Raw genomic sequence first — 24,431 nt, 5'->3', positions numbered from 1 at the left:
CATGGTTCGACCCATTGCTGCTTCCGAGCTCAAGGCTCTCAAGAACGTTCAGATCCGCCTGCGCGCCGGCGACCTGATGGGCGCGCTGGACGCCTATGAGGCGCTTCCCCCGGGCACGCAGGCGCATCCCAACGGCCTCCTGGCGCGGGGAGCGATCCTGCACCGCTTCGGCAAGCTGCCAGAGGCGCGGGAAGCTTTCGAGCAAGGAATCGCCCTTGCCCCCGCGTCGGGCGCCTTGCTCGATGCCTATGGCAGCCTGCTCGATGATCTGGGGGAGGGGGAGGCGGCGGTCTCGGCGCTGCGACGTGCCGTGGAGATCGCGCCCGACAACAGCGACTTCCTGATCAATCTCGGCATCGTCGCCGCCAATGCCGGTCGGTTCGATGTCGGCGAAGAGGCACTCGAGACGTTTATCCGCAGGCTGCCGAAGGTCGCCCGCGGCTGGGCGGCGCTCGCCCATCTCGAAGCCAAACGGGGCATGGTCGATGTCGCCGAGCAACTATACCGTCGTGCGATCGAGATCGACCCCGAGGACGTACGCAGCCGTCACAACTTGGCCGTCTTGCTCCGCCAGCAGGACGAGCCCGAGAAGGCGCTGGCGGAGACGAGCGCGGCGGTCGCGCTCCCGTCCGTTCCGGTCGAAACGGCCACGCTCCACGCCCATCTTCTTGCCCAGCTCGATCGCAGCGACCAGGCGGTGAAGGCCTATCGCGACATCATCCAGCATGCGCCCGAACATGCCGACGCGCACGAGACCCTCGCAAAACTGCTGCCGCAGCTGGGGCGGGGGGACGAGGCGCTCCAGGCCTATCGCTGGGCGCTGGGCGTGCGGCCGGACTCCGCCGCTCTCTGGAGCTCGGCTCTCCGCACAGCCTTCGACCTGCGCGATTTTCAACAGCTCGGCGAATGGGCCATGCAGGCCGCGCGCGCCGTCGGGCCGCATCCGGAGATCCGCATCGCCCGTGCCGCCGCCCTCTCCCGGCTCGGCAAGCATGCCCAGGCGATCGACATTCTGCGCGACGTGGTTGCCCGCTCGCCCGAACTCGCGGTAGCTCACCAGCATCTGGCGCATTGTCTGGTCGCCGCCGGCGAGCCGAAGCCGGCCGAGGCGCACGCGCTCAAGGCCACGAAGATCGACGCGCTCGACCAGGCGCCCTGGGCTCTGCTCACCGTCATCTGGCGCCTGCTCGACGATCCGCGCGAGCATTGGCTCGCCGATTATGAGCGGCTGGTCATGCCCGTCGACCTCGACGCAGCGGAAGGCTTCTTCCCCGAACTCGCCGCGGGCCTGACCGAGCTGCACACGATGCGCGAGCATCCCGCGGAGCAGTCGCTGCGCGGCGGCACCCAGACCCGCGGCAACCTGTTCGACCGCAAGGACCCGCTGATCCAGCGCCTCGTCGCCCAGGTACGGACCGGCGTGCAGAACCGCCTCCGCCAGCTGCCCGACGATCCGACCCATCCGTTCCTCTCGCGCAAGGCGAGCGCGATCAGCTTCCCAGCCTCATGGTCCGTCCGCCTGCGCAGCGAGGGCTTCCACATCAGCCATATCCACCAGACCGGCTGGATGAGTTCCGCCCTCTATGTCAGCCTGCCGGCGGAAGTGGGGCAGGGGGAGGCGGGCGCACTTGCTTTCGGCATCCCCGACGCCACGCTCGGCCTCGACCTGCCGCCCCGCCGCGTCGAGTTGCCTAAGGTCGGCCGGCTGGTCATCTTCCCCTCCTATATGTGGCACGGCACCCTGCCGTTCGAAAGCGACCAGCCCCGCCTCACCGTCGCCTTCGACGCGCTCCCGGTTTGATCTGCCCACATCGCTCGTCCTAAGCGGAGCGCCCAGCGTATAGTCGAAGGGCGCGGTACAGGCGCCCCTCGACTTCGCTCGGGACGAGCGGGATCGCATAAGAAAAGGAGGGGCGGCTCTCCCCTACAGAGCCGCCCCCAACCCTCCAGGTGGAGGAGGGTTAACGCATGCTCATTTCCATCACGTCGGACGCGCTCGGATTGGCGCGACCCCGCTCGACCGCCCGCCGCACCGCCGCCGGCGTGATGCCGAGCGCACGAAAGCTCTGCGCGTCGTTGGCGGTCCGGATGCGCGCGCCCGCCGCCCGCATTTCTTGGACATAGGCGGGCGTGACCCCCAGCGCCTTCATGCCGGCAGCGCCCTGCGGCGTGACCTCCAGCCCCAGCGCCTTGATCCGCGCGATGTCTGCGCCGCTCACTCCCATCGCCTTCATCGAACTCAGGTCATTGCCGCGCAGGCTCGAGAACGCCGCCCGCATCTCGCGCGCATAATCCGGCGTCACGCCCAGCGCCGCGAACGACATCAGGTCGTGCGGCTGCAGTTCGCCGGCGATCAGCGGCTTTACTTCGCGCACCATCTCCGGCGCCACGCCCACCGCCTTCATGCCCACATAGTCGCCCAAAGTCCCCATCGCGCCTTCCCGCCGCAGCGCGGCGATATAGTCGGTGCGTACATCCAGCAGCGGCAGCGCGAGCAGCTGCGCGCGCCGTTCGCCCTCGTCCCAGCGCAGGCCCATTCCCGCGATCTTCGCCCAATAGTCCGGGTTGCCGGTATAGCGCAGCGTGCCTTCGCCCAGCCCATCCTTGAAGCGGCCGCTGAAGGTGACGGTGCCCGCCTCGCGCCGCAGCACGAAGGTGACCGACCGGTTGCTGGCGAGATCGGCGGCGGTCAGCCCCTCCAGCTCCGCCAGCGCCACGCCGACGCCGAGCATCGATCCGCGCCGCTCCATCACGCTGATCTGCAGCTTGCCCGCGTCCGACTTGCTGAGCTTCGCCGTCCAGGGCGCCTCGACCGAAAGATTATCCGCAGCGGCCGCCTGAGCGGTCGCGGCAACCGGCGGTGCGTCGGCGGCAGGATTGAGCATCATCAGCAGCGGCAGCGCAAAGGCGACTTTCATAATACCTCCCGAATATCTATCTCGCTTCCTCGCAAGAGACGGGCCAAAGCGATCGCCCAAGGATTTCCGCGGCTTTTCGACTACAAACGTCATCGAAGTGTCCGCTCGCGAACGATCTAGTGTCCGCAATCGGACGTATTTGGAGGACGGAATGGGTTATCGGGTGGTGGTCGCCGGCGGCACCGGCAATGTCGGGCGGGAGATGCTCAACATCCTCGCCGAGCGGGAATTTCCCTTGGACGACCTGGCGGTGCTTGCCTCGTCGCGCAGCCAGGGCGACGAGGTCGAGTTCGGCGAGACCGGCCGCCGCTACAAGGTCCAGAATATCGAGCATTTCGATCCCAAGGGCTGGGACATTGCCCTGTTCGCCATCGGCTCGGAAGCGACGAAGATCTACGCGCCCAAGTTCGCGGCCGCCGGCTGCACGGTGATCGATAACTCGTCGCTCTACCGGATGGATCCGGACGTGCCGCTGATCGTGCCCGAGGTGAACCCGGACGCGATCAATCTCTACACTCGCAAGAACATCATCGCGAACCCGAATTGCTCGACCGCGCAGATGGTCGTCGCCCTCAAGCCGCTGCACGACGCGGCGAAGATCAAGCGCGTGGTCGTCGCGACCTATCAGTCGGTCTCCGGCGCCGGCAAGAACGGCATGGACGAGCTGTTCGAACAGAGCCGCAACATCTTCGTCGGCGAGCAGGCGGAGCCCAAGAAGTTCACCAAGCAGATCGCCTTCAACGTGATCCCCCACATCGACAGCTTCCTGGACGATGGCTCGACCAAGGAAGAATGGAAGATGGTGGTCGAGACCAAGAAGATCCTCGATCCCAAGGTGAAGGTCGTCGCCACCTGCGTCCGCGTGCCCGTGTTCGTCGGCCATTCTGAAGCCATCTATGTCGAGATGGAAAATGAGCTCTCGGCCGAGGACGCCCAGCGCCTGCTACGCGAAGCGCCCGGCATCATGCTGGTCGATAAGCGCGAGGATGGTGGCTATGTCACTCCGATCGAATGTGTCGGCGAGTTTGCCACCTATGTCAGCCGCGTCCGCGAAGACCCGACCGTCGAAAACGGCCTCGCCTTCTGGTGCGTCAGCGACAACCTGAGAAAGGGCGCCGCCCTGAACGCCGTCCAGATCGCCGAACTGCTGGGGCGGAGGCACCTGCAGAAAGCGGCATAGAGGCTAAGCCGCCGCCTTCCGCCGCTCGGCGAGCTCCTGGTTCAGCATCTCGGCCAGCAGGAATGCCAGCTCCAGACTCTGCGCCGCGTTGAGGCGCGGGTCGCAGTGCGTGTGGTAGCGGTCGGCGAGGCTCTGTTCGGTCACGTCGACGGCGCCGCCGGTGCATTCCGTCACGTTCTGGCCGGTCATCTCGCAGTGGATGCCGCCGCCGAAGCTGCCCTCGGCCCGGTGCACCGCGAAGAAGCCGCGCACTTCGCCCAGTATCCGGTCGAAGGGGCGGGTCTTGTAGCCGTTCGCGGCCTTCACGACGTTGCCGTGCATCGGGTCGCAGCTCCACACGACCGGATGACCTTCGCGGAGGACAGCGCGAACCAGCTTGGGCAAGCCGGCCTCGATCTTGTCATAGCCATAGCGGGTGATCAGCGTCATCCGGCCCGGCTCGCGCGCGGGGTTGAGCGTGTCGAGCAGGCGCAGCAGCGTGTCGGGCTCGAGGCTCGGCCCGCATTTGAGGCCGATCGGGTTGCCGATGCCGCGCATGAACTCGACATGGGCCGAACCCTCGAAACGCGTGCGGTCGCCGATCCACAGCATGTGCGCCGACGTGTCGTACCAGTCGCCGGTCAGGCTATCCTGCCGCGTCAGCGCCTGCTCATAGGGGAGCAGCAGCGCCTCGTGGCTGGTGTAGAAGGTCGTGCCCTTGAGCTGCGGCACCGTATCCGGGTTGATGCCGCACGCCGCCATGAAGTCGAGCGCCTCGCCGATGCGGTCGGCAAGATCGGTATATTTCTTGGTCCACGGGCTGCGGCCCATGAAATCATGCGTCCAGCGATGGACCTGGTGGAGATTTGCATAGCCACCCTGCGCGAAGGCGCGGAGCAGGTTCTGGGTGGCGGCGGACTGGCTGTACGCCTTGATCATTCGCCGCGGATCGGGCGCGCGGCCTTCCGGTGTGAAGGCGATGTCGTTGACATTGTCGCCGCGGTAGGAGGGCAGGGCGACGCCGTCCTGCTCTTCCAGGTCACTCGAGCGGGGCTTGGCGAACTGACCCGCCATGCGGCCGACCTTCACCACCGGCAGCTTCGACGCGAAGGTCAGCACGACCGCCATCTGCAGGATCACGCGGAAGGTGTCGCGGATGTTGTTCGGGTGGAACTCGGCAAAGCTCTCGGCGCAGTCGCCGCCTTGGAGCAGGAAAGCCTTGCCCGTGGCGACTTCGGCCAGATCCGCCTTCAGGTCGCGCGCTTCGCCGGCAAAGACGAGCGGGGGAAAGTTGCGCAGCTCCGCCTCTGCCGCGTCCAGTGCAGCGGGATCGGGATAGGTCGGGAGCTGGCGGGCCTCGTGGCGGCGCCAGCTGTCGGGAGTCCATTTCTGCGCCATAACGCGGCGCCAATTGCGCGCCGCAGCTCGGGATTGCAACCAAATGGATCGCATGCCGCCTTAAACCCCGACTTGCCTGAGCTTGCCGAAGGCCTCCCTCCTTCTGCTCCCGCATCAAGAAAGGGGGGGCCTCGACAGGCTGAGCCCAAGCGGGTCTGGTAGATGCTGGCCCTTACGCCCCCGGCACGCCCAGGGTCCGGGCAGCCTGCACCAGCTGGTCGCGAGACGCCGGGTTGGCGGCGATCGCCTGTTGCAGCGCCTGGGACGCCTCGCGGCCTTGGCCCAGCATCATGCGGCTGCGGATCAGCATCATCCAGCGGTCGGGCTGCTTCGGATCGGCCTTCAGCTTGGCGGCGAGGCCGTCGACCATGCCGCGCACCATCTCCTCCTGCGCGCCCGACGGCAGCCGGGACGCCGCCGCCATCTGCTCGCGGCTGGGGCCGGGAATGCCGTTCAGCGCCGCGGCCGGACCGGTCGGCGCCGGTGGCCTGGTCCCGGCGAGGCGGGCCTTGACGTCGATCTTCTCCTTCTCCGCGACCTGCTCGACCGTCTTGCGGACATCGGCTTCCCAGGGCGCGCCGGCGGGCGTGTCCTTCAACAGCGCGATCCAGGTGTCGATGGCCTCCGCGTGCTTGCCCGCCATGTCCTGCTCGACACCCAGAAAGTATCGCGAGCGCGGGTCCTTGGGGTCGATCGACAGCGCCTTCTTGAACGCGGCCGACGCGTCCTTCGGCACGTCGCCCGATCCGGCCAGCACCAGCGCTTCGCCAAGGGAGGACCAGTAATCGGCATTGTCGGGTTTCAGCTGGGTCGCCTTGCGATAGGCGGTGGCGGACTCTGCATAGCGTCCCGTCTCGAAGAAGGACCAGCCGAGCATCCGCCAGCCTTCGGCATTGTTGGGGTCGGTCTTCAGCTTGGCTTCGAGCGAAGAGATCATCGCGCCGACGTCCGGTTGCGCGCTCGCCGAGGCGGCAGGGGCGGGAGCAGCGTCGGGCGCGCGGTTGCGCGAGACGCCCACGCCCACCGCAACGATCGCGATCGCCGCCGCCGCGAACAGCGCAAGCCGGGCGGGGGGAACCCGCGTCTTCGTCGCAGCACCAGTCTTTTCGATCTCAACCATTGTCATTCCGCCGCTTTTTGTGAAGCCAGTCACTAGCGCGGCGAAGTGGACTTGATAAGAAGGGGCGGGGCGCATGCGGGCCCGACATCGGCGAGAACGCCGGGCGGCCGCTGTCACGCGTAGATGTGGGGGAATATCGTGTCGGACATCTTCCGGATCGCGATCGTCGGATCGGGACCTGCGGGCCTGAGCGCGGCGGGTCGCGCGGCGCAGCTGGGCCTCAGCCACGTCCTGCTCGAAAAGACGGACCATCTGTCCGACACCATCTACAAATACCAGAAGGGCAAGCATGTGATGGCGACGCCATCGCAGCTGGTCCTTCGCTCAGATCTCGATTTCGAAGCGGGCAAGCGCGAGAAGGTGCTCGGCACCTGGGACGAGCAGACCGCCGGGCACGGCGTCAATGTGATGCTCAACGCCGAGGTGAAGGCGATCACCGGCGCCAAGGGCGACTTCACCATCGCGCTGACTAATGGTCAGCAGGTCCGCGCAGAGAACATCGTCCTTGCGATCGGCACGCAGGGCAATCCGAACCTGCTGCGCGTGCCCGGCGTCGAGCAGGCGAACGTCCAGTACACGCTCGACGATCCGGGCGAGTTCGTTGACGAGCATATCACCGTCATCGGCGCTGGCGACGCGGGCATCGAGAATGCCCTCGGCCTCGCCGCCGACCCGGAGCAGCGCAACACCGTCACCATCATCAATCGCTCGGCCGACTTCTCGACCGCGAAGGACGCCAACATCAAGGCGCTGCTCGCCGCGCGCGACCAGGGCCGCATCCAGATCCTGACCGAGACGACCACCAACCGTTTCGAACCCGGGCATATCGTCTTCGACACCCGCGACGGCGAGCTCCGCATCCGCTGCGACCGGGTGATCGCACGCATGGGTTCCGCCCCGCCGCGCGCGTTCGTCGAAGGCTGCTGCGCCGAGTTCGAGGACCGGGAGGACCCGCGCAACCCCGGCAAGATGATGAAGGGGGTGAAGGCAGGCACCGGCGTGCAATTCACGAGCGCCGACCGCGTCTCCTATCCCAAGCTGTCGCCGGTGTTCGAATCGACGGTGCCGGGCATCTTCGTGATCGGCGCGCTCGCCGGCTATCCGCTCATCAAGCACTGCATGAACCAGGGCTATGACGTCGTCGAGTTCATCAACGGCAACCTCGACCTGAAGCCCGCCGACGAACCGATCCTCGAGAAGAAGTTCGCTGGCCTGCCGGGCGGTCGCAGCGTTTCCGAGTGGCTTGAATTCCTGCGCACCAACGTCAGCATCCTGGAAGGCATGTCTCCGCTGCAGATGCGGGAGTTCATGCTCGATTCCGAAGTGAAGGCGTTCGGCGCGGGCGAGATCATCTTCGAACGCAACGAGCCGGGATCGTCGCTGTTCGGCATCGCTCAGGGGTCGGTGCTGGTCGAGGTCGACCCGACCAACCCGGCGATCACCGTGCCGATCGGCACCGGCGAAATCTTCGGCGAAGTCGGTCTGATCTCGGGCCGGCGCCGCGGCGCGACCGTGCGCGCGGGCGAGCCGGCGATCGTCGTCGAAATCCCGCGCACCGCCGCGCTTCGCCTGCAGAGCCAGGTGCCGGCCGCACGCGCCGCCATCGCGCGCATCTCGACCGAGCGGCAGCTGCTGCAGCTGTTCAAGTCGGGCCTGAAGAAGGAAGACGTGGCCGAAGTCGCCGCCGGCGCGCAGGTGATGACGATCAAGGCCGGGGACGCGGTGATCACCGAAGGCGAGGAGGGGAACGACATCTACGTCATCCGCTCCGGATCGATGATCGTCGAGAAGACGGTCGGCGGCAAGCCGGTGTTCCTCTCCTATCTGCCGGCGGGCTCCTTCGTCGGCGAGATGGCGCTCATCGGGGGCGGCCGCCGGACCGCCACGGTGCGCGCCGCAATCAAGTCGGACGTGATCCGACTGCCGGGCGAGGCGTTTGCGCGGCTGATGGCGAGGAATCCTGCGCTCGCCGAGCGTGTGCAGCGCGACATGGCCGCGCGCCAGGATCTGAATGCCTTTATCGAGGCGAAGAAGGACAGTTTTTCGGGCGTGGTCGACATGTATTCGGCCACTGCCAAATTCCTGGTCGACAACGGCATCGGCGAAGCAACCGACGTGCTGCTGATCGACGAAAATCTCTGCGTCGGCTGCGACAATTGCGAAAAGGCCTGCGCCGACAGCCATGATGGCCTGTCACGGCTCGATCGCGAGGCGGGCAAGACCTACGCGCACCTGCACGTTCCCACCTCATGCCGCCACTGCGAGCATCCGCACTGCATGGCCGATTGCCCACCCAACGCCATCCATCGCGGCCCGGACGGCGAGGTGTTCATCGACGACACCTGCATCGGCTGCGGAAACTGCCAGCGCAACTGCCCCTATGGCGTGATCCGCATGGACAAGGTGCCCCCCAAGAAGCCGGGCCTGCTCAGCTGGCTGTTCTTCGGACGCGGCCCCGGTCCGGGCGAGCCGAGCCATGAATGGTCGGAGCGTAATTCGCAGGGAGAGAAGCCGAAAAAGGCGATCAAGTGCGACATGTGCTCGGGCATAGAGGGCGGCCCCGCCTGCGTGCGCGCCTGCCCGACGGGCGCCGCGATCCGCGTCGCGCCTGAGGAGTTCCTGACCATCGCGCGGCTGGAGCAGGCGTGATGGCAACCCAGGCCTTCAAATCCACTGCCCGGCGCGAGCGCAGCTCTACCCATGACGGCTTTCTCCGCTACCGCAATTTCCGTTGGGCAAAGATCGCGTCGATCCTCTCGCTGACGGCGATCGTCGCCTATCTGATGATCGACGTACAGCCTCGGCCCAATGGCGGCAGCGCCGAAGGCTATGTGCTGGGTACGATCGGGGCGCTGCTGATCCTGTGGCTGACGCTGCTGGGCGTCCGCAAGCGGGCGATGACGCGCGGGCGCTGGTCGCTGAAGAGCTGGACCTCCGCGCACGTCTACCTCGGCCTGTCGCTGATCGTGATCGCGACGCTGCACACCGGGTTCCAGTTCGGCTGGAACGTCCATACGCTCGCTTATGCGCTGATGATGGTCGTGATCCTGTCGGGCATTTACGGCATCTCGATGTATGCTGCGCTGCCGCGCATGCTCAGCGACAATCGCGACATGATGACGGAAACGCAGATGCTGGAGGCGCTGCGCTCGATCGATCGCCAGCTGCACGACTCCGCCCAGCCGCTCGAGCAGCGTCACGCCGATCTGGTGCAGGCGTCGCTGGAGCAGGATGCGTTCGGCGGCGGCGTCTGGGCGCGGCTGACCGGGCGCTACCCGAACTGCGCGACGCGCGCCGCCCAGGCCGAGATCCGGCGGGAGACGGCTTATCGTCCCAATGTCGGCGACGATCCGCTCGAGAAGATCGACGCCCTGCTGACGCGCAAGGAGGCCATACTGGCGCGCGTGCGGCGACATCTGAAGATCAAGTCGCTGCTGGAGGTGTGGCTGTACGTGCACGTGCCGATCACCTTCGCGCTGATCGCCGCGCTGTCGGCGCACATCGTTTCCGTGTTCTTCTACTGGTAAGGGGCGGTCGGGGGGCATGAGCTTCATTATTCGCCAGGTTTCGCGCACCGCCGATGGGCGCGAGATCGTTCGTCCGACGACCGTTCAGGGGCTGGAGATCAGCGTCGGCCGGCTGACTGACAACGACGTGCATCTGGCCGACCTCGCGGTCGAGCCCAAGCATGCGGTCATCTCCGAGCCATCGCCCGGCCGCATCGTCGTGGAGTCAGTCTCGGGCCTCGGCTTCGGGTTCGACGGGCGAACCGTGATGCGGGCCGAGTTGGAGCCAGCGAATAGCGGTGCCGAACTGCGCTTCGGCAGCCACCGCCTGACGCTGGGCCAGGAAGACGGCGCAATCACGATCACGGTCGAGCGCGTCGAGGCGCTGTCCGACGCGTCGGAGGCAAAGGACCAGCAGACGGTCTTCACGCTGCGGGGACTGCTGCCCGGCAAGCGGATCAGCGCCTATGCCTTCATCGCGCTGGTGCTCGCCGCCTTTCTCGCCTGGCCCGTCTATACCTATGCCACCTCTCGCGGAGAGAAGATCCGCCCGAATGGCTTCCACGCCGACAAAACCTGGGAAACGGGTAAGCTCAGCAAGGCGCACGCGGAGCTCGAGAATGACTGCCAGGCCTGCCACACGGATGCATTCGTCGCGGTGCGGGACAATGCCTGTGTCGCCTGCCACACCGACAACCATCAGCAAAAGGCAGCCGGGCTGCAGCGCGCTTCGCTCACGGGCCCAGGGCGTCCGGGGCCGGCCGCCTATGATCATGCCCCCCTGGATCAGATGCTCGCCGCGCGCGGGGAGGCGGACTTCGGCGGTCGGGTGAAGTCCTTCTTCAAACGCACCTTCAACGTGCCGGAGGGCCGCTGCGTCGACTGCCACACGGAGCATGAAGGTGCCGGAGCGATGCCGGCGACACAGCAGCAATTCTGTGCCGACTGCCACGATGGGCTCAAGGGGCGGCTGCAGAGCGCCGGCTTCAAGTCAGGCGTCGGCGACGCGAGCGACTTCGGGCTGAAGCATCCGCAGTTCCGGCCGATGATCCTGGCCGGCTATGACGAGGCGCATCCCGTGCCGTTCGACAGGCGCGATGCGCGCTCAGGCGGCAATCCGCTGCTCGGGTGGAAGATGCAGCGCGCGGTCCTCGACAAGCCGCTGCAGATGGAAAACGGCCTGAAGTTCACCCATGGCCAGCACCTATCCTCCACCAACGGGGTCGCGCAGATGTGGCGTCGCGTGTCGCCGGGCCAGGGTGAAGGCATGGACTGCCAGGATTGCCACAAGACCGATCCGAGCGGCACGCGCTACCAGCCGGTGCGGATGGAAACGGCGTGCCAGGCCTGTCACAGCCTGGGACTGCAGACGGTCGGCGGTACGGTGCGTCAGCTTCCGCATGGCCAGCCCGCGCAGGTGATCGCGGACATTCGCGCTTTCTACAGCTCGGGCGGGAGCTTCCGCCCGACCGGACTGCCGATTGCCCGCTACACGCGGAGCCGGCCGGGCGAAGTCAATGCCGAGCGCCGTTCGATGGATCTGGCGCGCAACGCCGCCCTGTTGCCCGGCCGCGGCGATGCGCTGATCCGCGCGACCTTCGCGCCGGGCGGCGTGTGCGGCGAGTGCCACAAGGTGAGCTTCACCGGCGGCGACGGGGTGCGAATCGCACCGGTGGCGCAGCCGGTCCGCTATCTGCAAAAGGGATGGTTCGACCACCGGGCGCACGACAATCTCGACGTGCGCGGGCAGAATGGCAATCGCCGCTATGGCTGCCGTGACTGCCACGCGGCTGAAAAGTCGAACAACTCCAGCGATTTATTGTTGCCGAGCGTTGCCAACTGCCAATCCTGCCACACCGGCGAAAAAGGTGCGACCAACGCACGGCTTGTGCGTTCCGGCACACCTTCGGGCTGCGCGATGTGCCATGACTATCACGCCGACGAGGGGGCGCCCTGGGTGCTCAAGCGTGGGGGGAGAAAGGCGGCTCCGGCAAACCAGGTGGCGATGCTGCAGGTGCGCTGGCGCTGAGGGGTCGCTTAACCACACGTCCATCTCGCGCGTTTAGGGGTGCGGGAGATGGGGAGTGGTTGGGCAGAACAGGCGAGTAGCATGCTGATCGCGCAGATCACGGATATCCATCTGGGGTTCGAGCCGGACAACCCCAGCGAGTTCAATAGGAAGCGGCTGGATCACGTGCTCAAGATCCTGACCGCAATGCGGCCCATGCCGGATCTGCTGCTGGCCACCGGCGACCTCGTCGATCGCGGCGATCTGGCGAGCTACAAGCGCCTGCGCAACGCCCTATCCGTCTGCCCCTTTCCGGTCTGGCCGTGCCTCGGCAACCACGACCTGCGCGAAACCTTTTGTGAGGAATATCCGGAAATTCCCGTCACCGACGAGTTTGTGCAATATGAGGTGAGTAGCGGAAACCTGCGCTTCCTGATTCTCGACACGCTGGAGGAAGGGCGTCACGGCGGCGCTTTCTGCGAGACGCGCGCGCGGTGGCTACGCGAGCGCCTCGCTGAAGAGCCGGAGCGCGACACAATCATCGTCATGCACCACCCCCCGGTCGATGTCGGCATCGAGTGGATGGCGACGCATCCCGACGAGCCGTGGGTGCAGCGCTTCTCGAGCGCCATTGCCGGCCATCACCAGGTAAAGGCAATCATCTGCGGGCATCTCCATCGCCCGATCTGCGTGGCCTGGCAGGGCACCACCATTTCGATCTGCCCCTCGACCGCGCCGCAGGTTGCTCTCGACCTCGCTCCGATCGACCCCGGCCGTCCGGACAACCGCGCGATGATCATCGCCGATCCCCCCGCCTTTGCGCTCCACAAATGGAATGGCCGCGAGTTGGTCAGCCATTTCGACAATGCCGATGATCATGTCATGCTGGCAAAGTTCGACGCCAAGATGCAGCCGCTGGTCAAGGCATTGATGGAAGAGCGCCCGAGCGAGGAAGTGCCGGAGAAGCGCTCAGCCGCGTAAGGCCTTCAGCGCCTTCGCCATGCGCTCGATCGCGGCGTCGAGCGTCGCATCCTGCTTCGCGAAGCACAGCCGGACGATGCTGGCCACCGGGGCATCCGAATAAAAGGCGGAGACCGGGATGGCGGCGACGCCGAACTCGTCCACCAGACGATCGCAGAATGCGATATCGTCGAGGTCGATGCCGGAGGCGGCCAGGTCGATGTTGAGAAAATAGGTCGCCTGGCTCGGCAACACCGACCAGCCGGAGGCGGTCAGTCCTTTGGCCAGGCGGTCTCGAGACCGGGCATAGCCGGCGCGCATCTCCGCAAAATAATCGTCGCTCTTGCCGAGACCGTAGGCGGCGGCCGCCTGCAGGTTTGGCGGCGTGGTGAAAGTCAGGAACTGGTGCGCGCGCGACAGCGGCAGGGCGAGCGCCGGCGCGGCGCACATCCAGCCGGTCTTCCAGCCCGTCAGAGAGAAGATTTTCCCGGCCGACCCGATCTTGATCGTGCGGTCGCGCAAGCCGGGCCAGGCCATCGGCGATACATAGGGGAGACCGTCGAAGACGAGATGCTCCCACACTTCGTCGCTGATCAGCACGGCGTTGGACGCGGTGACGCGCTCGGCGATCAGCGCCAGCTCCTCCGCGCCGATCAGGGTTGCGGCGGGATTGAGCGGCGTGTTCAGGATCACGGCCCTGGTCCGCTCGCTGAAGACGGCATCCAGCGCCTCGGCGGTGATCTTCCAATCCGGCGGTGCGAGCCGCACCAGTTTCGGAATTCCTCCAGCCTGCCTGACCATTGGCAAATAGGCATCGTAGAGCGGCTGGAAGAGCACGACTTCGTCGCCAGGCGACACCAGGGCGAGAATGGCTGCGGCCAGTGCTTCCGTGGCGCCGGAGGTGACGATCACTTCCTCCGGCCGGAGGTCGAGCCCCTGGTGCCGGGCATAGTGAGAAGCGACGGCCTCGCGCAGCTCGGGCAGCCCGGCCATGGGGGGATATTGGTTCGATCGCTCGGTCAGCGCGCGGGCGGCCGCCTCCACCACGTCGGGCGGGCCGTTCGAGTCCGGGAAGCCCTGGCCCAGGTTGATCGCGCCGGTCTCCCGCGCCCGCGCCGACATGCGCTCGAAAATCGTCGCCGCCATGGTCGCGAAAAGCGGGTTCATGGGTGCCTTAGAGAAGAAGCCGGGGGCTTCGACAAGGGCTGCGGGCGCTGTAAGGAGGAGCGATGCGCCTGCTCGTCTTCTACGGTTCCTATCGGCGGGACCGCGCCGGCATCCGGCTTGCCCGCTACGCCGTCGCGGAACTCGCCGGGCGGGGACATGATGTCGAGCTGATCGATGCGATGGAAGTCGGGCTGCCCATGCTCGACCGCATGTTCAAGGAATATGCTCCGGGGGACGCACCGCCGACGATGGCCGCGCTTGCCGCAAAGATCAGGGCCGCCGACGGGTTCGTGTTCGTCGTGGGCGAATATAATTGGGGGGTGCAGCCGGGCCTCAAGAACCTGACCGACCATTTTCTGGAGGAATGGTTCTGGCGGCCGGCGGGCATCCTCAGCTATTCAGCAGGACGCTTCGCCGGCGCCCGTTCGGCGCTGACATGGCACGGCACCTTGTCCGAGATGGGGATGGTCGTGATCTCGAGCACCATCGGCGTGGGGCAGATCACGCAATCGCTGGACGAGCAGGACAAGCCCACGGGCGATGGCGGCAAGGCGCTGGCGCGAGCCTTTCCGCGCTTTGCGGCTGATCTGGAGTGGTGGGCCGAGGCCGCGCTTCAGCAGCGACAGCGCCAGGCGCCGCCCTACTGATGACCCAGGAAGATGCCGCAGCGGCGCTGATCGATATCGGCCGCGCCTTTCATGCGCGCGGCTGGGCGCCGGCGACATCGGGCAATTATTCGACGCGCCTGCCGGATGGTCGTGTCCTGATCACGGTCTCCGGCGCGCACAAGGGCCGGCTCACCTCGCGCGATATCATGGTGCTGGGCAGCGGCCAGCCGGGCCGCCCATCGGCGGAAACCCATCTGCACTTGGCGATCTACCGCGGCTTCCCGGAGGCGGGCTGTGTTCTTCACAGTCATGGAGCGCCGTCCGTGGCGCTTGGCCGCGTGCTCGATGACGAGTGGGTGATTGAAGGCCATGAGCTCGCCAAGGCGTTACCGGACGTGACCGGTCACGAAGAGCTGGTCACCATTCCCCTCGTCGAGAACAGCCAGGACATGGCCGAGATCGAAGCCGCCGTGATGCCGCGGCTCGGCAAGGCGCCGGCCTATATGATCCGAGGGCACGGCCTGTATGGCTGGGGCCGCGACATTGCCGAGGCAGAGCGGGTGATCGAAGCGCTGGAGTGGCTGGCCGAAGCAGAGGTTGCGGAAAGGAGCTTGCGGGTATGTCGCAGCTGACCATCTTCACCGAGACGGGCGAGGAGCTCGGGCGCACGCAGGACCCGGACGAGATCGCCGGCGCGCTGAACCGGATCGGCGTGCGCTTCGAGCACTGGCCCGTCGGCGACTATCAGGACAGGGTCGAAGCCCTACGCGCCGCTGGCTACACGACCATCGACACGATCGGCGTCGCGCCCGATCACCCGGATCGGGCCGCCATGCGCCAGAAATTCCTGTCCGAGCACAGCCATGCCGAGGACGAGGTGCGCTTCTTCCTCGCGGGGCAGGGCTTGTTCACACTGCGCGCGCACGGTCATGTCCACACCCTACTGTGCACCGCGGGCGACATGGTCTCCGTACCCGCGGGCATGCGGCATTGGTTCGACATGGGACCGCGGCCGGAGTTCACCGCCATGCGCTTCTTCCGCACCCCCGATGGGTGGGTGGGGGATTTCACCGGAGACTCGATCGCCGATCGCTTTCCGCGCCTTGAAGACGCATGATCCGCGCGATCCTGACCGACATCGAAGGCACGACGAGCAGCATCGCGTTCGTGACCGAGACGCTGTTCCCCTATGCCCGCGCGCGGCTGCGCACCTACCTGGCCGCACACCCTGAAGAGGCGTGCGGCCTGTCGGCCGAGACGCTGGAGCAGTGGATCGACGAGGATCGCAAGGAGCCGCTGCTCAAGGACATTCAGGGGCGCATCTGGCGGGAAGGCTATGAGCGAGGCGAGCTGAAAGGGCACGTCTATCCCGACGCCGTGCTGGCCCTGAACCGCTGGCACGAGGCCGGCCTGCGCCTGTTCGTCTATTCCTCGGGCTCGGTGGCAGCGCAGAGGCTGATCTTCGGCCATAGCGAGGCTGGCGATCTGACGTCGCTGTTCGAAGGCTATTTCGATCTGGCGCTCGGCTCCAAGCTCGAAAGCGCATCCTATCGCCGCATTGCCGAGGCGATCGGTGAAGAGCCGGCAGCAATCCTGTTCCTGTCGGACAATGTGCAGGAGATCGAGGCGGCGAAGGACGCCGGGCTGCAGACCCAGTTGATCGATCGCACCCGTGGCGACACGTTCGAAAGCATCCGACATTGAAGCTCAATGGCGAATGGGTGCGCTCGGTCGCGCGCACCGAGGCGGGGATCCGCATCCTCGATCAACGCAAGCTTCCCTGGTCCGTCGAATGGATCGAATTGCGCACCGCGGACGACGCGTTCCGCGCCATTCGCGAGATGTGGACGCGCGGTGCGCCTTTGATCGGCGCGGTTGCGGCTTACGGTCTGGCGATGGCGCTCCGCGACGATCCGCTGTCGCTCGACCAGGCCCATGCCCAGCTGAACCAGGCGCGGCCCACCGCCGTCAACCTGCGCTGGGCCCTCGATCAGGTGCGGGAGGCCGTGCGCAACCTGCCATTGTCGGAGCGCGCCGAAGCCGCCTTCGCCAAGGCGGACTCGATCTGCGACGAGGATGTGGCGCTCAATCGCGCTATCGGCGAGCATGGGCTGAAGCTGCTGGAGGATCTGTACGCGCGGAACCCGGATCGGCCGCTCAACATCCTGACGCACTGCAACCCGGGCTGGCTGGCGACGGTCGATTACGGCACCGCCACCGCGCCCATCTACCTCGCGCACGAGCGGGGCATGAAGCTACACGTCTGGGTGGATGAGACGCGGCCGCGCAACCAGGGGGCGCTGCTCACCGCGTTCGAGCTTGACGGCCATGGCATCCCGCATAGCGTCATCGCGGACAATGTGGGCGGCCTCCTGATGCAGCGTGGGCAGGTCGATCTGGTGATCGTCGGCACCGATCGGGTCACCGCGAATGGCGATGTCTGTAACAAGATCGGCACCTATCTGAAGGCGCTCGCCGCGCGGGACAATGGCGTGCCCTTCTATGTCGCGCTGCCCTATACGACGATCGACCGCCATTTGGCTTCCGGCGCGGACGTGCCGATCGAGGAGCGGGACGGCGACGAACTCGCCTGGCTGAGCGGCCCCACGGGAACAGGCGAGCCGGCAACCATCAGAGTCACCGGCTCGCCCGCCTATAATCCTGCCTTCGACGTCACGCCCGCTCGGCTGGTCACCGGCTACATCACGGAACGCGGCGTCATCGACCTGATCTGATCAATGGCCGCGATGGCCGGCCATGGGCCCGCCCATGGCGGTCTGGATGCGCCGGATCTCGTCGAGGTGACGCTGCACGATCGGCACGGCCGAAGCGGCGGCGGCGCGAAGACCCGGATTGTCGCCCTGCGCGGCATAGCCCTGGTGGAGCGCCAGCGCCTCTTCATGCGCCATAACCTGCTGGTCGACATAGCCGCGTTCCATGTCGGCGTGCTTCATCTCGCGCAGCGCCTTCAGCATCGCGGTGTGCTTGGGGTTCGGGCCGCCGGGCATGCCGATGCTGGCCTGCTTGGCTGCCGCCATTACGGCCGCCGTGGTGTTGGCGTGATCGGAAACCATCATCTGCGCGAAGTTGCGCACATCGGGGTTGGTGGCGTGCTCCAGCGCCAGCTTGCTCGACTGGATTTCGTAGGTGTCGGACGAGGCGGCGGTCGCCACATATGTCGGGGCAGCGACACGCGCCTGGAGCTGCGGCGCCTGCGGGACCGGTTGGGCGAGGGTTGGAGCCGCGCCGGCGAGCAATGCCATGACAATCAAGCTTTTCATTTCAGGTCTCCTGCTTTCGTTGGCCGACTCAACCCGCCGTCGCGATCCGGGTTCCGGTCTGTGGGAACGGCGGACGAGGCAGCGGGTTGTTGCGCTGACGCTTTCATCGACAGGAGATCACCAATGGCGACCGACGCTTCCGACCGCACCCGCTCCAGCCAGCAGCGCTCCACCGGGAGCCGCGGCAATACTGAAGGCGGCATCTTCGGTGGCGCGACCGGCGCGATGATCGGCGCGGCCGCGGCCGGTGTCGCGGTCGGGCTGATGGCCAATCTCGGCCGCAAGACGGCGGTGCAGGCGCCGACCTTCCTCGCCGGCGAATGGGACGAGGCGCTGGCCGCCGAGCATGCCGCGACGCTGAAGCTGTTCGACGCGCTCCAGGCGACGACCGAAAAGAACACGACCAAGCGTTCGATGCTGCTGATGCAGCTGAAGCACGCGCTCGCCAAGCATGCGCTGCAGGAGGAAAATGCGGTCTATCCGGCGCTGCGTGATGCGGGCCAGACGGAGCAGGCCGATCACCTCAACCACGATCACGGCTATGTGAAGCAGTATCTCTACGACCTCGACAACATGCCGAATGAATCGCCGGCATTCCTGACGAAGGTCGCGGAGTTCCGCGCCTCGATCGAGGAACATATGCGCGAGGAGGAAGACCAGATCTTCCCGCAGCTGAAGGCGAAGCTCAGCGTTGAGCAGAACAAGGCGCTGACCGCGGCGATGAACAAGGAAGGTTTCAAGCTGGCCTGAAACGTGCGCCGGCGAACGCCGGAGCCTTACGCCGCAGAGCTCCGGCCTTTGCCGGAGCACTCGGTCTGGAGACGATGACATGGACCTCAAAGGCAATCTGTCGACAGAGCATCAGCTGCCCGGCGACGCGAAGCGGCCGGATTCGGCCACGCTCGACAAGAACCGCACGCCGGAGGACGAGGGTAGCGACCGCGGCCAGCGGCCGTTCATCGCCGGCAATGGCGAAGTGCGCGGATCGGGCGCGGGCGCCGGCGGCGGCAATCTGCGCGAAGACTATGACAATGACGCGGTCGGCGGCGGAGGCGACCTGGCCGAAGCGCCGGGCGTCAATGACGGCGAAGAGGACCAGATCCACCAGGCCGTCGAAAACCAGAGCAATGTCTCGCCGGACGACTATCCGGAGAAGAACAGCATGCGCGATGCCGACAAGGGCTGATCCGCTAGGGCCCTGGTTCCGGCTCGGCCTCGACATGTGGATGCTGGGGGCGGAGTCGTCCTCCGTGATTGCTCTCCGCACCCTGAAGCTCGCCGCCGGGGGCGCGGCGGCGAGCGCGGAGGCGGAACTGATGGTCAGCGAGAAGGTCGCCGCCGCCTCGTCATTGTTCCGGCAAGCGATGCTGGGCCAGCTCGGCGCGACAATGCCGGCCGCAGGCGTTAAGGCAGTCGCCGATTACCGGCGAAAGGTCCGCGCGAACCGCCGACGGCTGAGCAGGAGCTGATTGGGCTCCTAAGGTTGATCGAATGCCCGCTGAGGGTGGTTGACTGCCATTACGTCGCCCAGGTTCTATAGTCCGAGCGGGTTCAGGAGAAATACGACCCCAACGCCAACGAGCAAGAGAAACACCGCCGCAGTGAACCAGAAGAGCACCGGCTGGTGCCGCCGGCTGAGCTTCAAATGCACCTTCGCGGCCCAAATCTCGCCGGTTCTGATCCCCGAGATGAAGAAGAAAAGGCCGGCGCACAAAAGCGCAAAACCTACGAACGAGACACTGTTCATCTCGTCAGCATCGCACGGAGCAAGCCATCAATCTACCCGAGGCGGGTCCCCAACGGGTCGGCAACCGACACATGCTACCTTAAAGCAAGCCCATCGCCCGCATGCTGCTGTGCCCGCTTGCTCCGACGATCACGTGGTCGTGCACCTGTATCCCCAAGCGCTTTCCGGCTTCGACGATGTCGCGGGTGACGGCGATGTCCTGTTTCGAGGGGGAGGGGTCGCCGCTCGGGTGGTTGTGGACCAGGATCAGGCTGGAGGCGTGGAGGTCAATGGCGCGGCGGATCACTTCACGGGCGTACATGGCGGCTTCGCTGGTCGTGCCCTCGCTAAATGCCTCATTGCGGATCAGGCCGTTCTTGGCGTCGAGGAACAGCACGCGCACCCGCTCGATCGGCAGCGCCGCCATGTCGGCGCGCAGATAGTCGAGCAGCGCGTTCCAGCTGCCGAGAATCGGCCGCGCCTTGATCTCGGCGGCGAGCAGGCGCAGGGCGGCGGCGTTGACGATCTTGAGCGCAGCCACCGATGTTTCCGAAAAGCCGGCGCGCTCGATCGCCTCGGCGTCGGCGGCGAACAGGCCGCCAATGCCACCGAACTCGTTCAGCAAGCGTTTCGCGAGCGATTTGGTATCGCGGCGCGGAATGACGAGGGCGAGTAAATATTCGACGATCTCGTGGTCGAGCAGCGCATCCGGGCCCTGCCGCAGCAGCCGCTCGCGTAAGCGCGCCCGATGCCCCGCGCCGTCCTCTTCCCCCGCCATGAGGGCGAGGCTTAGGGCCTGTCATGGCTGAGGTCGAGCCGGAAGCTGTGGTTCGCCGCCGATCGCGTGGCCGCCATTTCGCGCTGGCCGTGTTGCTTCTGCTAGCCATCCTGCTGCTGGCACTGTGGCTCGCGCGCAAGCCGATCGCCTCCAATGTCATCGATCGCGAACTCGCGCGGCGCGGCGTGCCGGCGCGCTACGAAGTGAAGCGGATCGGCTTCCGCACCCAGCGGCTGGAAGGCCTGAGCATCGGCGATCCGAAGGCGCCTGACCTTACCGCGGAGTGGGTGGAAGTGGATCTGCGCCCGACCTTCGGCGCACCGGAAGTGCAGGCGATCCGGGCGCAGGGCGTGCGGCTGCGCGGGCGGATGGTGGATGGACGGCTCCGGCTGGGCGCGGTCGACCGACTGCTGCCGGCGCCCACGGGCAAACCGTTCCGCCTGCCGGACCTGCCGGTGTCGCTCAGCGATGCGCACCTCATACTGGCGACGCCTGCCGGACCCGTGGCATTGGCGGTCGCCGGCAAAGGCAATCTGGCGAGCGGGTTCGCCGGGGCGTTCGCGTTGGCGGCGCCCAAGCTCAGCATCTCCGGTTGCGAGGTGGCGGGCGCGGGCTTGAAGGGAAAAGTGACGACGCAAGGCTCCCGGCCGCGCTTCGCCGGACCGGTTCAGGCGGGCAGCGTTCAATGCGGCTCTGCAGCTGTGGCTGGCATCAGCGGCGCGCTTGACCTGACCTTGCAACCGGGGCTTGACGGGTGGCGCGGCGATGTCTCCTTAGCGAGCGGGGCCACGCGCACAGCCGGCTGGAGCGCGACGGGAATACGGGGCCAGATCGACTTTGCGGGCGACGTGCGCCGCACTACCGGCATGCTGCGGCTGACGGCCGTCGCTCCGTCCGGTGCGCCTGCAAGCGCCGCGAGCGCTTCCATAGGCGGTCAATATGTAGTCGAGACCGCGCGTGCGGAGCGGCTCGACGAAGCGCGTGTCCCGCGCGCGGCAAGCCTCCGCTTCGAAGGCGCGCTCTCCGCCTCGCGGCTGGCGGTGGCGGATGCACCAAGTCTGGACGGGATCGCTCGCAGGGCCGCCGGCACGCCATTCGAACCGCTTGCCCGTGCCCTTGCGGACCGTGGCGCTGCACTCGCCAACTCCGGCAACCTGCACGCGAACCTCAGTGCATCGCTGCGAGGAGGGGAAGGGGCACTCAGGATCGGTGCCGCGGAACTGGTCAGTGAGGACGCAGCGCTGCGCTTCGCCAGCCGCGAGGGCATCCGGCTCGTCTGGCCCGGCAGTGGCAGACCGCAGGTGGATGGGCGACTCACGCTTCGGGGCGCAGGCCTGCCTCAAATAACGGCGGACCTGCGGCAGTCGGCTCCGGGCGGACCCTTGTCAGGCGTCGCGGTGATGGAGCCCTATGCGGCGGGCGACTCGCGCATCGTCCTGGCCCCGGTGCGGTTCGCGGGCGGCCGGTTCGCGACAGTGTTGGACGTCAGCGGGCCGCTGCTGGGCGGCCGGGTCGAGGGTGCCCGCCTCCCGCTGAGCGGCAGCTTCGGGAGTGCCGGCCTGGTGCTGAACCGCCAGTGCGAGGCGCTCAGCTTTCGCAGCCTGGCCGTCTCCGGCCTGAACCTGCAGCCTGCGACGCTGCGCCTCTGTCCGAGCGGCGGCGCGCTGATGGACCAAGGCCGGCTGGCCGGCAGAATCGACGCTCCTCGCCTGCGCGGCACGCTGGGCGAGAGCCCCATTTCCTTGGCTGCCGCTCGCATTGGATTCGATGGGAAGGATCTCCGCATTGCTGGACTGAGCGCGCGGCTCGGCCGCGACGACCGGATCAGTCGCCTTGATGTGGCGGATCTGACCGGTGCGTTCGGCAAGGGGGTGTCGGGTCGGTTCAATGGCGCTTCAGGGCAGATCGGCAAGGTGCCGCTGCTGGTCAGCGATGCCGCCGGGCAGTGGCGATTCTCGGGCGGCGTGCTGGACCTGCGCGGTGGCCTGACCCTGTCAGACGCGCCGCAGCCCGGACGCTTCAACCCGCTCGTATCACGCGACTTCGCGCTCCGTATAAGGGGGAGCGGCCTGAGCGCCTCCGGGCATCTGCTCGAGCTCGGGAGCGGCACGCGCGTCGTGGCGGTGCAATTGCGCCACGATCTGCGCAGCGGCGTCGGCAGCGCGGACCTTGATGTCGATGGCGTACGCTTTGAGCGCGAGGGGCTGCAGCCCGAGCGGCTGACGCGGCTGACGCTCGGCGTGGTCGCGGATGTCGACGGCAGCCTCTCCGGCAAGGGACGGATCGCGTGGACGCCCGAGCGGGTCGCCAGCAGCGGTGATTTCCGCATCCGGGTCGCCGCGCTTGCCGCGCCGTTCGGCCCGGCGACGGACGTGGCAACCGATATCCACTTCACGGATCTGCTCGGCCTGGAGACAGCGCCGGGACAGACCGTCACGGTCGGCACGGTCAACCCCGGCATCCTCGTCGAGAATGGCGAGGTCCGCTATCGGATCGTGCCGGGTCTGAAGCTGCAGATCGAGGCAGGACGCTGGCCCTTTGCCGGCGGCGAGCTGCTGCTGCGACCGACCCTGCTCGACTTCTCCGAGGAAGCCGCGCGTGCCCTGACCTTCGACATTCGCGGGCTCGACGCCGCCAAATTCGTCAATCAGCTCGAATTCTCGAACATCAACGCCACCGGAACCTTCGACGGCACCCTGCCGATGATCTTCGATCGCGACGGCGGCCGCATCGTCGGCGGGTCGATCGCCTCGCGGCAGGGCGGCGGCACTTTGGCCTATAACGGCCAGGTCTCGAACGCGAACCTCGGCATCTGGGGCGGCATTGCCTTCGATGCTCTCAAATCGATCCAGTATCAGAACATGACGATCGCGCTCGACGGCCGCATCGATGGCGAGATGGTCAGCCAGATCCGCTTTGCCGGCGTCAGTCGCGGCACGATCGAGCCGGTCGCCACCGGCCTGATCGCGCGGGTCGGCGGCCAACTCGCGCGCAAGCTGCAGCGCATCCCGTTTGTTTTCAACATCAGGATTACGGCGCCGTTCCGCGGCCTGATCGCGATGTCGCGCAGCTTCGGCGACCCGAGCCTGTTGATCGAAGACCGGCTCGGGCCCGGCTTCGAAACCACCGTTCAGCCCTCCGAAAGCGGGAATAAGCGATGAAGGACGCAATGTTGACGTGGGCGTCAGGGGGTGCGAGCCAAAGGGCCATGAGGGCTTTGTGGCTGCTCCCGATCATGGTGTCGGCCGGATGCGTGCAGGTCAGTGCGCCCGAGCGGCCGATCGAGATTAACCTGAATGTCAATGTGAAGCAGGAAGTGCTCGTGCGGCTGCAGCGGGATGCGCAGCAGCTGATCGAGGAAAACCCGGAGTTGTTTCCGAAATGACGAAGCGCAGCAAGATTCTGATCGGCCTTGGCGCGGTGGCGCTGCTTGGCCTGGGCGGCGTGGCACTGGCCCAGGGCGGCGCGGTGAGCGCGGCGGTGGCGGCAGGGCAGGTGGGCGAGCGAGCGGACGGCTATCTGGGTATTCGCGGCTCGGTCGGTGCCGATGTCCGCGCGGAGGTCGAGCAGATCAATATCAAGCGTCGCGCGCTCTACACCCAGCGCGCGACCGATCGCGGCGTCGCGGTTGAGGCGATTGCGGCTGCGACCGCCTGCCAGGCGCTGCAGCGGGTCGGTGTGGGACAGGCCTATAATCTGGGCGGCGGCTGGGCCGTTCGTGGGGCGGGTGATCCGGCGCCGAAGCCGGGCAACTGTCCCTGAATCCTCTTGTTCGTCATTCCCGCGAAAGCGGGAACCCAGA

24 protein-coding genes are annotated in these 24,431 nt (G+C 66.7%); 17 read left to right on the top strand and 7 right to left on the bottom strand.

Annotated elements, in window-relative coordinates:
* Window position 1: 1 nt before the first annotated feature.
* On the top strand, window positions 2-1,801 hold the full coding sequence (locus HJG53_RS01050; RefSeq protein WP_171127390.1) for a tetratricopeptide repeat protein: 1,800 nt from the start codon (window positions 2-4) through the stop codon (window positions 1,799-1,801).
* A gap of 160 nt (window positions 1,802-1,961) precedes the next feature.
* On the opposite strand, the gene HJG53_RS01045 is transcribed toward HJG53_RS01050, so the two are convergent.
* Window positions 1,962-2,918, bottom strand: a complete 957-nt coding sequence (locus HJG53_RS01045) for a hypothetical protein (RefSeq protein ID WP_171127389.1) — start codon at window positions 2,916-2,918, stop codon at window positions 1,962-1,964.
* A gap of 151 nt (window positions 2,919-3,069) precedes the next feature.
* Between HJG53_RS01045 and HJG53_RS01040 the strand changes: the two genes are divergently transcribed.
* The gene (locus HJG53_RS01040; protein ID WP_171127388.1) at window positions 3,070-4,098 is read left to right on the top strand and encodes an aspartate-semialdehyde dehydrogenase; all 1,029 of its coding nucleotides are present in this window, start codon (window positions 3,070-3,072) and stop codon (window positions 4,096-4,098) included.
* Between the two features lie 3 nt (window positions 4,099-4,101).
* Here HJG53_RS01040 and HJG53_RS01035 read toward each other — a convergent pair whose 3' ends face one another.
* Together HJG53_RS01035 and HJG53_RS01030 are read right to left on the bottom strand one after the other, a co-directional pair.
* Window positions 4,102-5,475 (bottom strand): class II 3-deoxy-7-phosphoheptulonate synthase, encoded by a 1,374-nt coding sequence (locus HJG53_RS01035; protein WP_171127387.1) that lies wholly within the window; start codon window positions 5,473-5,475, stop codon window positions 4,102-4,104.
* Between the two features lie 172 nt (window positions 5,476-5,647).
* Window positions 5,648-6,595: a tetratricopeptide repeat protein gene (locus tag HJG53_RS01030; protein ID WP_171127386.1), complete on the bottom strand. Its 948-nt coding sequence runs from the start codon at window positions 6,593-6,595 to the stop codon at window positions 5,648-5,650.
* A 123-nt stretch (window positions 6,596-6,718) separates the two neighbouring features.
* Here HJG53_RS01030 and HJG53_RS01025 point away from each other — a divergent pair, with 123 nt between their 5' ends.
* From HJG53_RS01025 to HJG53_RS01010, 4 genes are all read left to right on the top strand, one after another.
* A complete protein-coding gene (locus tag HJG53_RS01025; RefSeq protein WP_171127385.1) occupies window positions 6,719-9,244 on the top strand; it encodes a cyclic nucleotide-binding domain-containing protein in 2,526 nt (841 codons plus the stop codon).
* On the top strand, window positions 9,244-10,122 hold the full coding sequence (locus tag HJG53_RS01020; protein ID WP_171127384.1) for a hypothetical protein: 879 nt from the start codon (window positions 9,244-9,246) through the stop codon (window positions 10,120-10,122). The genes HJG53_RS01025 and HJG53_RS01020 overlap by 1 nt, the downstream gene beginning before the upstream one ends.
* Window positions 10,123-10,138: 16 nt before the next feature.
* Window positions 10,139-12,130, top strand: coding sequence for a cytochrome c3 family protein (locus tag HJG53_RS01015; RefSeq protein ID WP_171127383.1), 1,992 nt, complete (start codon window positions 10,139-10,141; stop codon window positions 12,128-12,130).
* Window positions 12,131-12,211: 81 nt separating this feature from the next.
* Complete coding sequence (locus HJG53_RS01010; protein WP_171127382.1) at window positions 12,212-13,090, top strand: phosphodiesterase; 879 nt, start codon at window positions 12,212-12,214, stop codon at window positions 13,088-13,090.
* Here the strand turns inward: HJG53_RS01010 and HJG53_RS01005 are convergent.
* Window positions 13,079-14,236 carry an aminotransferase gene (locus tag HJG53_RS01005; RefSeq protein WP_171127381.1) on the bottom strand — a complete coding sequence of 386 codons (1,158 nt, stop codon included), beginning with the start codon at window positions 14,234-14,236 and terminating at the stop codon, window positions 13,079-13,081. The two genes, HJG53_RS01010 and HJG53_RS01005, sit on opposite strands and share 12 nt — an antisense overlap.
* 62 nt (window positions 14,237-14,298) lie before the next feature.
* On the opposite strand from HJG53_RS01005, the gene HJG53_RS01000 reads away from it, so the two are divergent.
* The 5 genes from HJG53_RS01000 to mtnA are packed head-to-tail and all read left to right on the top strand — an operon-like array spanning window position 14,299 to window position 17,579.
* A complete protein-coding gene (locus HJG53_RS01000; protein WP_171127380.1) occupies window positions 14,299-14,883 on the top strand; it encodes an NADPH-dependent FMN reductase in 585 nt (194 codons plus the stop codon).
* Window positions 14,883-15,476, top strand: a complete 594-nt coding sequence (gene mtnB, locus HJG53_RS00995; RefSeq protein ID WP_171127379.1) for a methylthioribulose 1-phosphate dehydratase — start codon at window positions 14,883-14,885, stop codon at window positions 15,474-15,476. Before HJG53_RS01000 ends, mtnB begins: the two co-directional genes overlap by 1 nt.
* The gene (locus HJG53_RS00990) at window positions 15,464-15,961 is read left to right on the top strand and encodes an acireductone dioxygenase (RefSeq protein ID WP_171127378.1); all 498 of its coding nucleotides are present in this window, start codon (window positions 15,464-15,466) and stop codon (window positions 15,959-15,961) included. The genes mtnB and HJG53_RS00990 overlap by 13 nt, the downstream gene beginning before the upstream one ends.
* Window positions 15,958-16,548 (top strand): acireductone synthase, encoded by a 591-nt coding sequence (gene mtnC, locus HJG53_RS00985; protein WP_171127377.1) that lies wholly within the window; start codon window positions 15,958-15,960, stop codon window positions 16,546-16,548. Before HJG53_RS00990 ends, mtnC begins: the two co-directional genes overlap by 4 nt.
* Complete coding sequence (mtnA, locus tag HJG53_RS00980; RefSeq protein WP_171127376.1) at window positions 16,545-17,579, top strand: S-methyl-5-thioribose-1-phosphate isomerase; 1,035 nt, start codon at window positions 16,545-16,547, stop codon at window positions 17,577-17,579. Before mtnC ends, mtnA begins: the two co-directional genes overlap by 4 nt.
* Here mtnA and HJG53_RS00975 read toward each other — a convergent pair whose 3' ends face one another.
* A complete protein-coding gene (locus tag HJG53_RS00975) occupies window positions 17,580-18,125 on the bottom strand; it encodes a DUF4142 domain-containing protein (RefSeq protein WP_171127375.1) in 546 nt (181 codons plus the stop codon). It abuts the gene before it with no gap.
* 123 nt (window positions 18,126-18,248) lie between these two features.
* On the opposite strand from HJG53_RS00975, the gene HJG53_RS00970 reads away from it, so the two are divergent.
* The 3 genes from HJG53_RS00970 to HJG53_RS00960 all read left to right on the top strand — a co-directional run bounded on the left by HJG53_RS00970 (window position 18,249) and on the right by HJG53_RS00960 (window position 19,594).
* The gene (locus tag HJG53_RS00970) at window positions 18,249-18,875 is read left to right on the top strand and encodes a hemerythrin domain-containing protein (RefSeq protein ID WP_171127374.1); all 627 of its coding nucleotides are present in this window, start codon (window positions 18,249-18,251) and stop codon (window positions 18,873-18,875) included.
* A 79-nt stretch (window positions 18,876-18,954) separates the two neighbouring features.
* Window positions 18,955-19,311: a hypothetical protein gene (locus HJG53_RS00965; protein WP_171127204.1), complete on the top strand. Its 357-nt coding sequence runs from the start codon at window positions 18,955-18,957 to the stop codon at window positions 19,309-19,311.
* A 64-nt stretch (window positions 19,312-19,375) separates the two neighbouring features.
* A complete protein-coding gene (locus HJG53_RS00960; protein ID WP_254447459.1) occupies window positions 19,376-19,594 on the top strand; it encodes a hypothetical protein in 219 nt (72 codons plus the stop codon).
* Window positions 19,595-19,659: 65 nt separating this feature from the next.
* Here HJG53_RS00960 and HJG53_RS00955 read toward each other — a convergent pair whose 3' ends face one another.
* On the bottom strand, window positions 19,660-19,872 hold the full coding sequence (locus HJG53_RS00955; RefSeq protein WP_171127372.1) for a hypothetical protein: 213 nt from the start codon (window positions 19,870-19,872) through the stop codon (window positions 19,660-19,662).
* A 79-nt stretch (window positions 19,873-19,951) separates the two neighbouring features.
* Window positions 19,952-20,629: a DNA repair protein RadC gene (radC, locus tag HJG53_RS00950; protein ID WP_171127371.1), complete on the bottom strand. Its 678-nt coding sequence runs from the start codon at window positions 20,627-20,629 to the stop codon at window positions 19,952-19,954.
* A gap of 23 nt (window positions 20,630-20,652) precedes the next feature.
* Between radC and HJG53_RS00945 the strand changes: the two genes are divergently transcribed.
* From HJG53_RS00945 to HJG53_RS00935, 3 genes are read left to right on the top strand one after another with little or no spacing between them, the layout of a single operon-like run.
* The gene (locus HJG53_RS00945; protein WP_171127370.1) at window positions 20,653-23,790 is read left to right on the top strand and encodes a YdbH domain-containing protein; all 3,138 of its coding nucleotides are present in this window, start codon (window positions 20,653-20,655) and stop codon (window positions 23,788-23,790) included.
* A 47-nt stretch (window positions 23,791-23,837) separates the two neighbouring features.
* Window positions 23,838-24,014: a YnbE family lipoprotein gene (locus tag HJG53_RS00940; RefSeq protein ID WP_171127369.1), complete on the top strand. Its 177-nt coding sequence runs from the start codon at window positions 23,838-23,840 to the stop codon at window positions 24,012-24,014.
* Complete coding sequence (locus tag HJG53_RS00935) at window positions 24,011-24,391, top strand: DUF1318 domain-containing protein (protein ID WP_171127368.1); 381 nt, start codon at window positions 24,011-24,013, stop codon at window positions 24,389-24,391. Before HJG53_RS00940 ends, HJG53_RS00935 begins: the two co-directional genes overlap by 4 nt.
* The last annotated feature ends 40 nt before the right edge of the window (window positions 24,392-24,431 follow it).

Source organism: Sphingomonas sp. ID1715, from assembly GCF_013044515.1.
In the GTDB taxonomy this organism is placed as follows: Bacteria; Pseudomonadota; Alphaproteobacteria; order Sphingomonadales; family Sphingomonadaceae; genus Sphingomonas_B.
The sequence above is the reverse complement of the archived record's forward strand: the minus strand, read 5'-3'. Positions and strand labels throughout refer to the sequence as shown.

Bases quoted from the DNA above. Each gene is read 5' to 3' on its own strand.
- HJG53_RS01050 (WP_171127390.1), top strand. From the start codon at position 2: ATGGTTCGACCCATTGCTGCTTCCGAGCTCAAGGCTCTCAAGAACGTT.
- HJG53_RS01045 (WP_171127389.1), bottom strand. From the start codon at position 2,918: ATGAAAGTCGCCTTTGCGCTGCCGCTGCTGATGATGCTCAATCCTGCC.
- HJG53_RS01040 (WP_171127388.1), top strand. From the start codon at position 3,070: ATGGGTTATCGGGTGGTGGTCGCCGGCGGCACCGGCAATGTCGGGCGG.
- HJG53_RS01035 (WP_171127387.1), bottom strand. From the start codon at position 5,475: ATGGCGCAGAAATGGACTCCCGACAGCTGGCGCCGCCACGAGGCCCGC.
- HJG53_RS01030 (WP_171127386.1), bottom strand. From the start codon at position 6,595: ATGGTTGAGATCGAAAAGACTGGTGCTGCGACGAAGACGCGGGTTCCC.
- HJG53_RS01025 (WP_171127385.1), top strand. From the start codon at position 6,719: ATGTGGGGGAATATCGTGTCGGACATCTTCCGGATCGCGATCGTCGGA.
- HJG53_RS01020 (WP_171127384.1), top strand. From the start codon at position 9,244: ATGGCAACCCAGGCCTTCAAATCCACTGCCCGGCGCGAGCGCAGCTCT.
- HJG53_RS01015 (WP_171127383.1), top strand. From the start codon at position 10,139: ATGAGCTTCATTATTCGCCAGGTTTCGCGCACCGCCGATGGGCGCGAG.
- HJG53_RS01010 (WP_171127382.1), top strand. From the start codon at position 12,212: ATGCTGATCGCGCAGATCACGGATATCCATCTGGGGTTCGAGCCGGAC.
- HJG53_RS01005 (WP_171127381.1), bottom strand. From the start codon at position 14,236: ATGAACCCGCTTTTCGCGACCATGGCGGCGACGATTTTCGAGCGCATG.
- HJG53_RS01000 (WP_171127380.1), top strand. From the start codon at position 14,299: ATGCGCCTGCTCGTCTTCTACGGTTCCTATCGGCGGGACCGCGCCGGC.
- mtnB (WP_171127379.1), top strand. From the start codon at position 14,883: ATGACCCAGGAAGATGCCGCAGCGGCGCTGATCGATATCGGCCGCGCC.
- HJG53_RS00990 (WP_171127378.1), top strand. From the start codon at position 15,464: ATGTCGCAGCTGACCATCTTCACCGAGACGGGCGAGGAGCTCGGGCGC.
- mtnC (WP_171127377.1), top strand. From the start codon at position 15,958: ATGATCCGCGCGATCCTGACCGACATCGAAGGCACGACGAGCAGCATC.
- HJG53_RS00975 (WP_171127375.1), bottom strand. From the start codon at position 18,125: ATGAAAAGCTTGATTGTCATGGCATTGCTCGCCGGCGCGGCTCCAACC.
- HJG53_RS00970 (WP_171127374.1), top strand. From the start codon at position 18,249: ATGGCGACCGACGCTTCCGACCGCACCCGCTCCAGCCAGCAGCGCTCC.
- HJG53_RS00965 (WP_171127204.1), top strand. From the start codon at position 18,955: ATGGACCTCAAAGGCAATCTGTCGACAGAGCATCAGCTGCCCGGCGAC.
- HJG53_RS00955 (WP_171127372.1), bottom strand. From the start codon at position 19,872: ATGAACAGTGTCTCGTTCGTAGGTTTTGCGCTTTTGTGCGCCGGCCTT.
- radC (WP_171127371.1), bottom strand. From the start codon at position 20,629: ATGGCGGGGGAAGAGGACGGCGCGGGGCATCGGGCGCGCTTACGCGAG.
- HJG53_RS00945 (WP_171127370.1), top strand. From the start codon at position 20,653: ATGGCTGAGGTCGAGCCGGAAGCTGTGGTTCGCCGCCGATCGCGTGGC.
- HJG53_RS00940 (WP_171127369.1), top strand. From the start codon at position 23,838: ATGAGGGCTTTGTGGCTGCTCCCGATCATGGTGTCGGCCGGATGCGTG.
- HJG53_RS00935 (WP_171127368.1), top strand. From the start codon at position 24,011: ATGACGAAGCGCAGCAAGATTCTGATCGGCCTTGGCGCGGTGGCGCTG.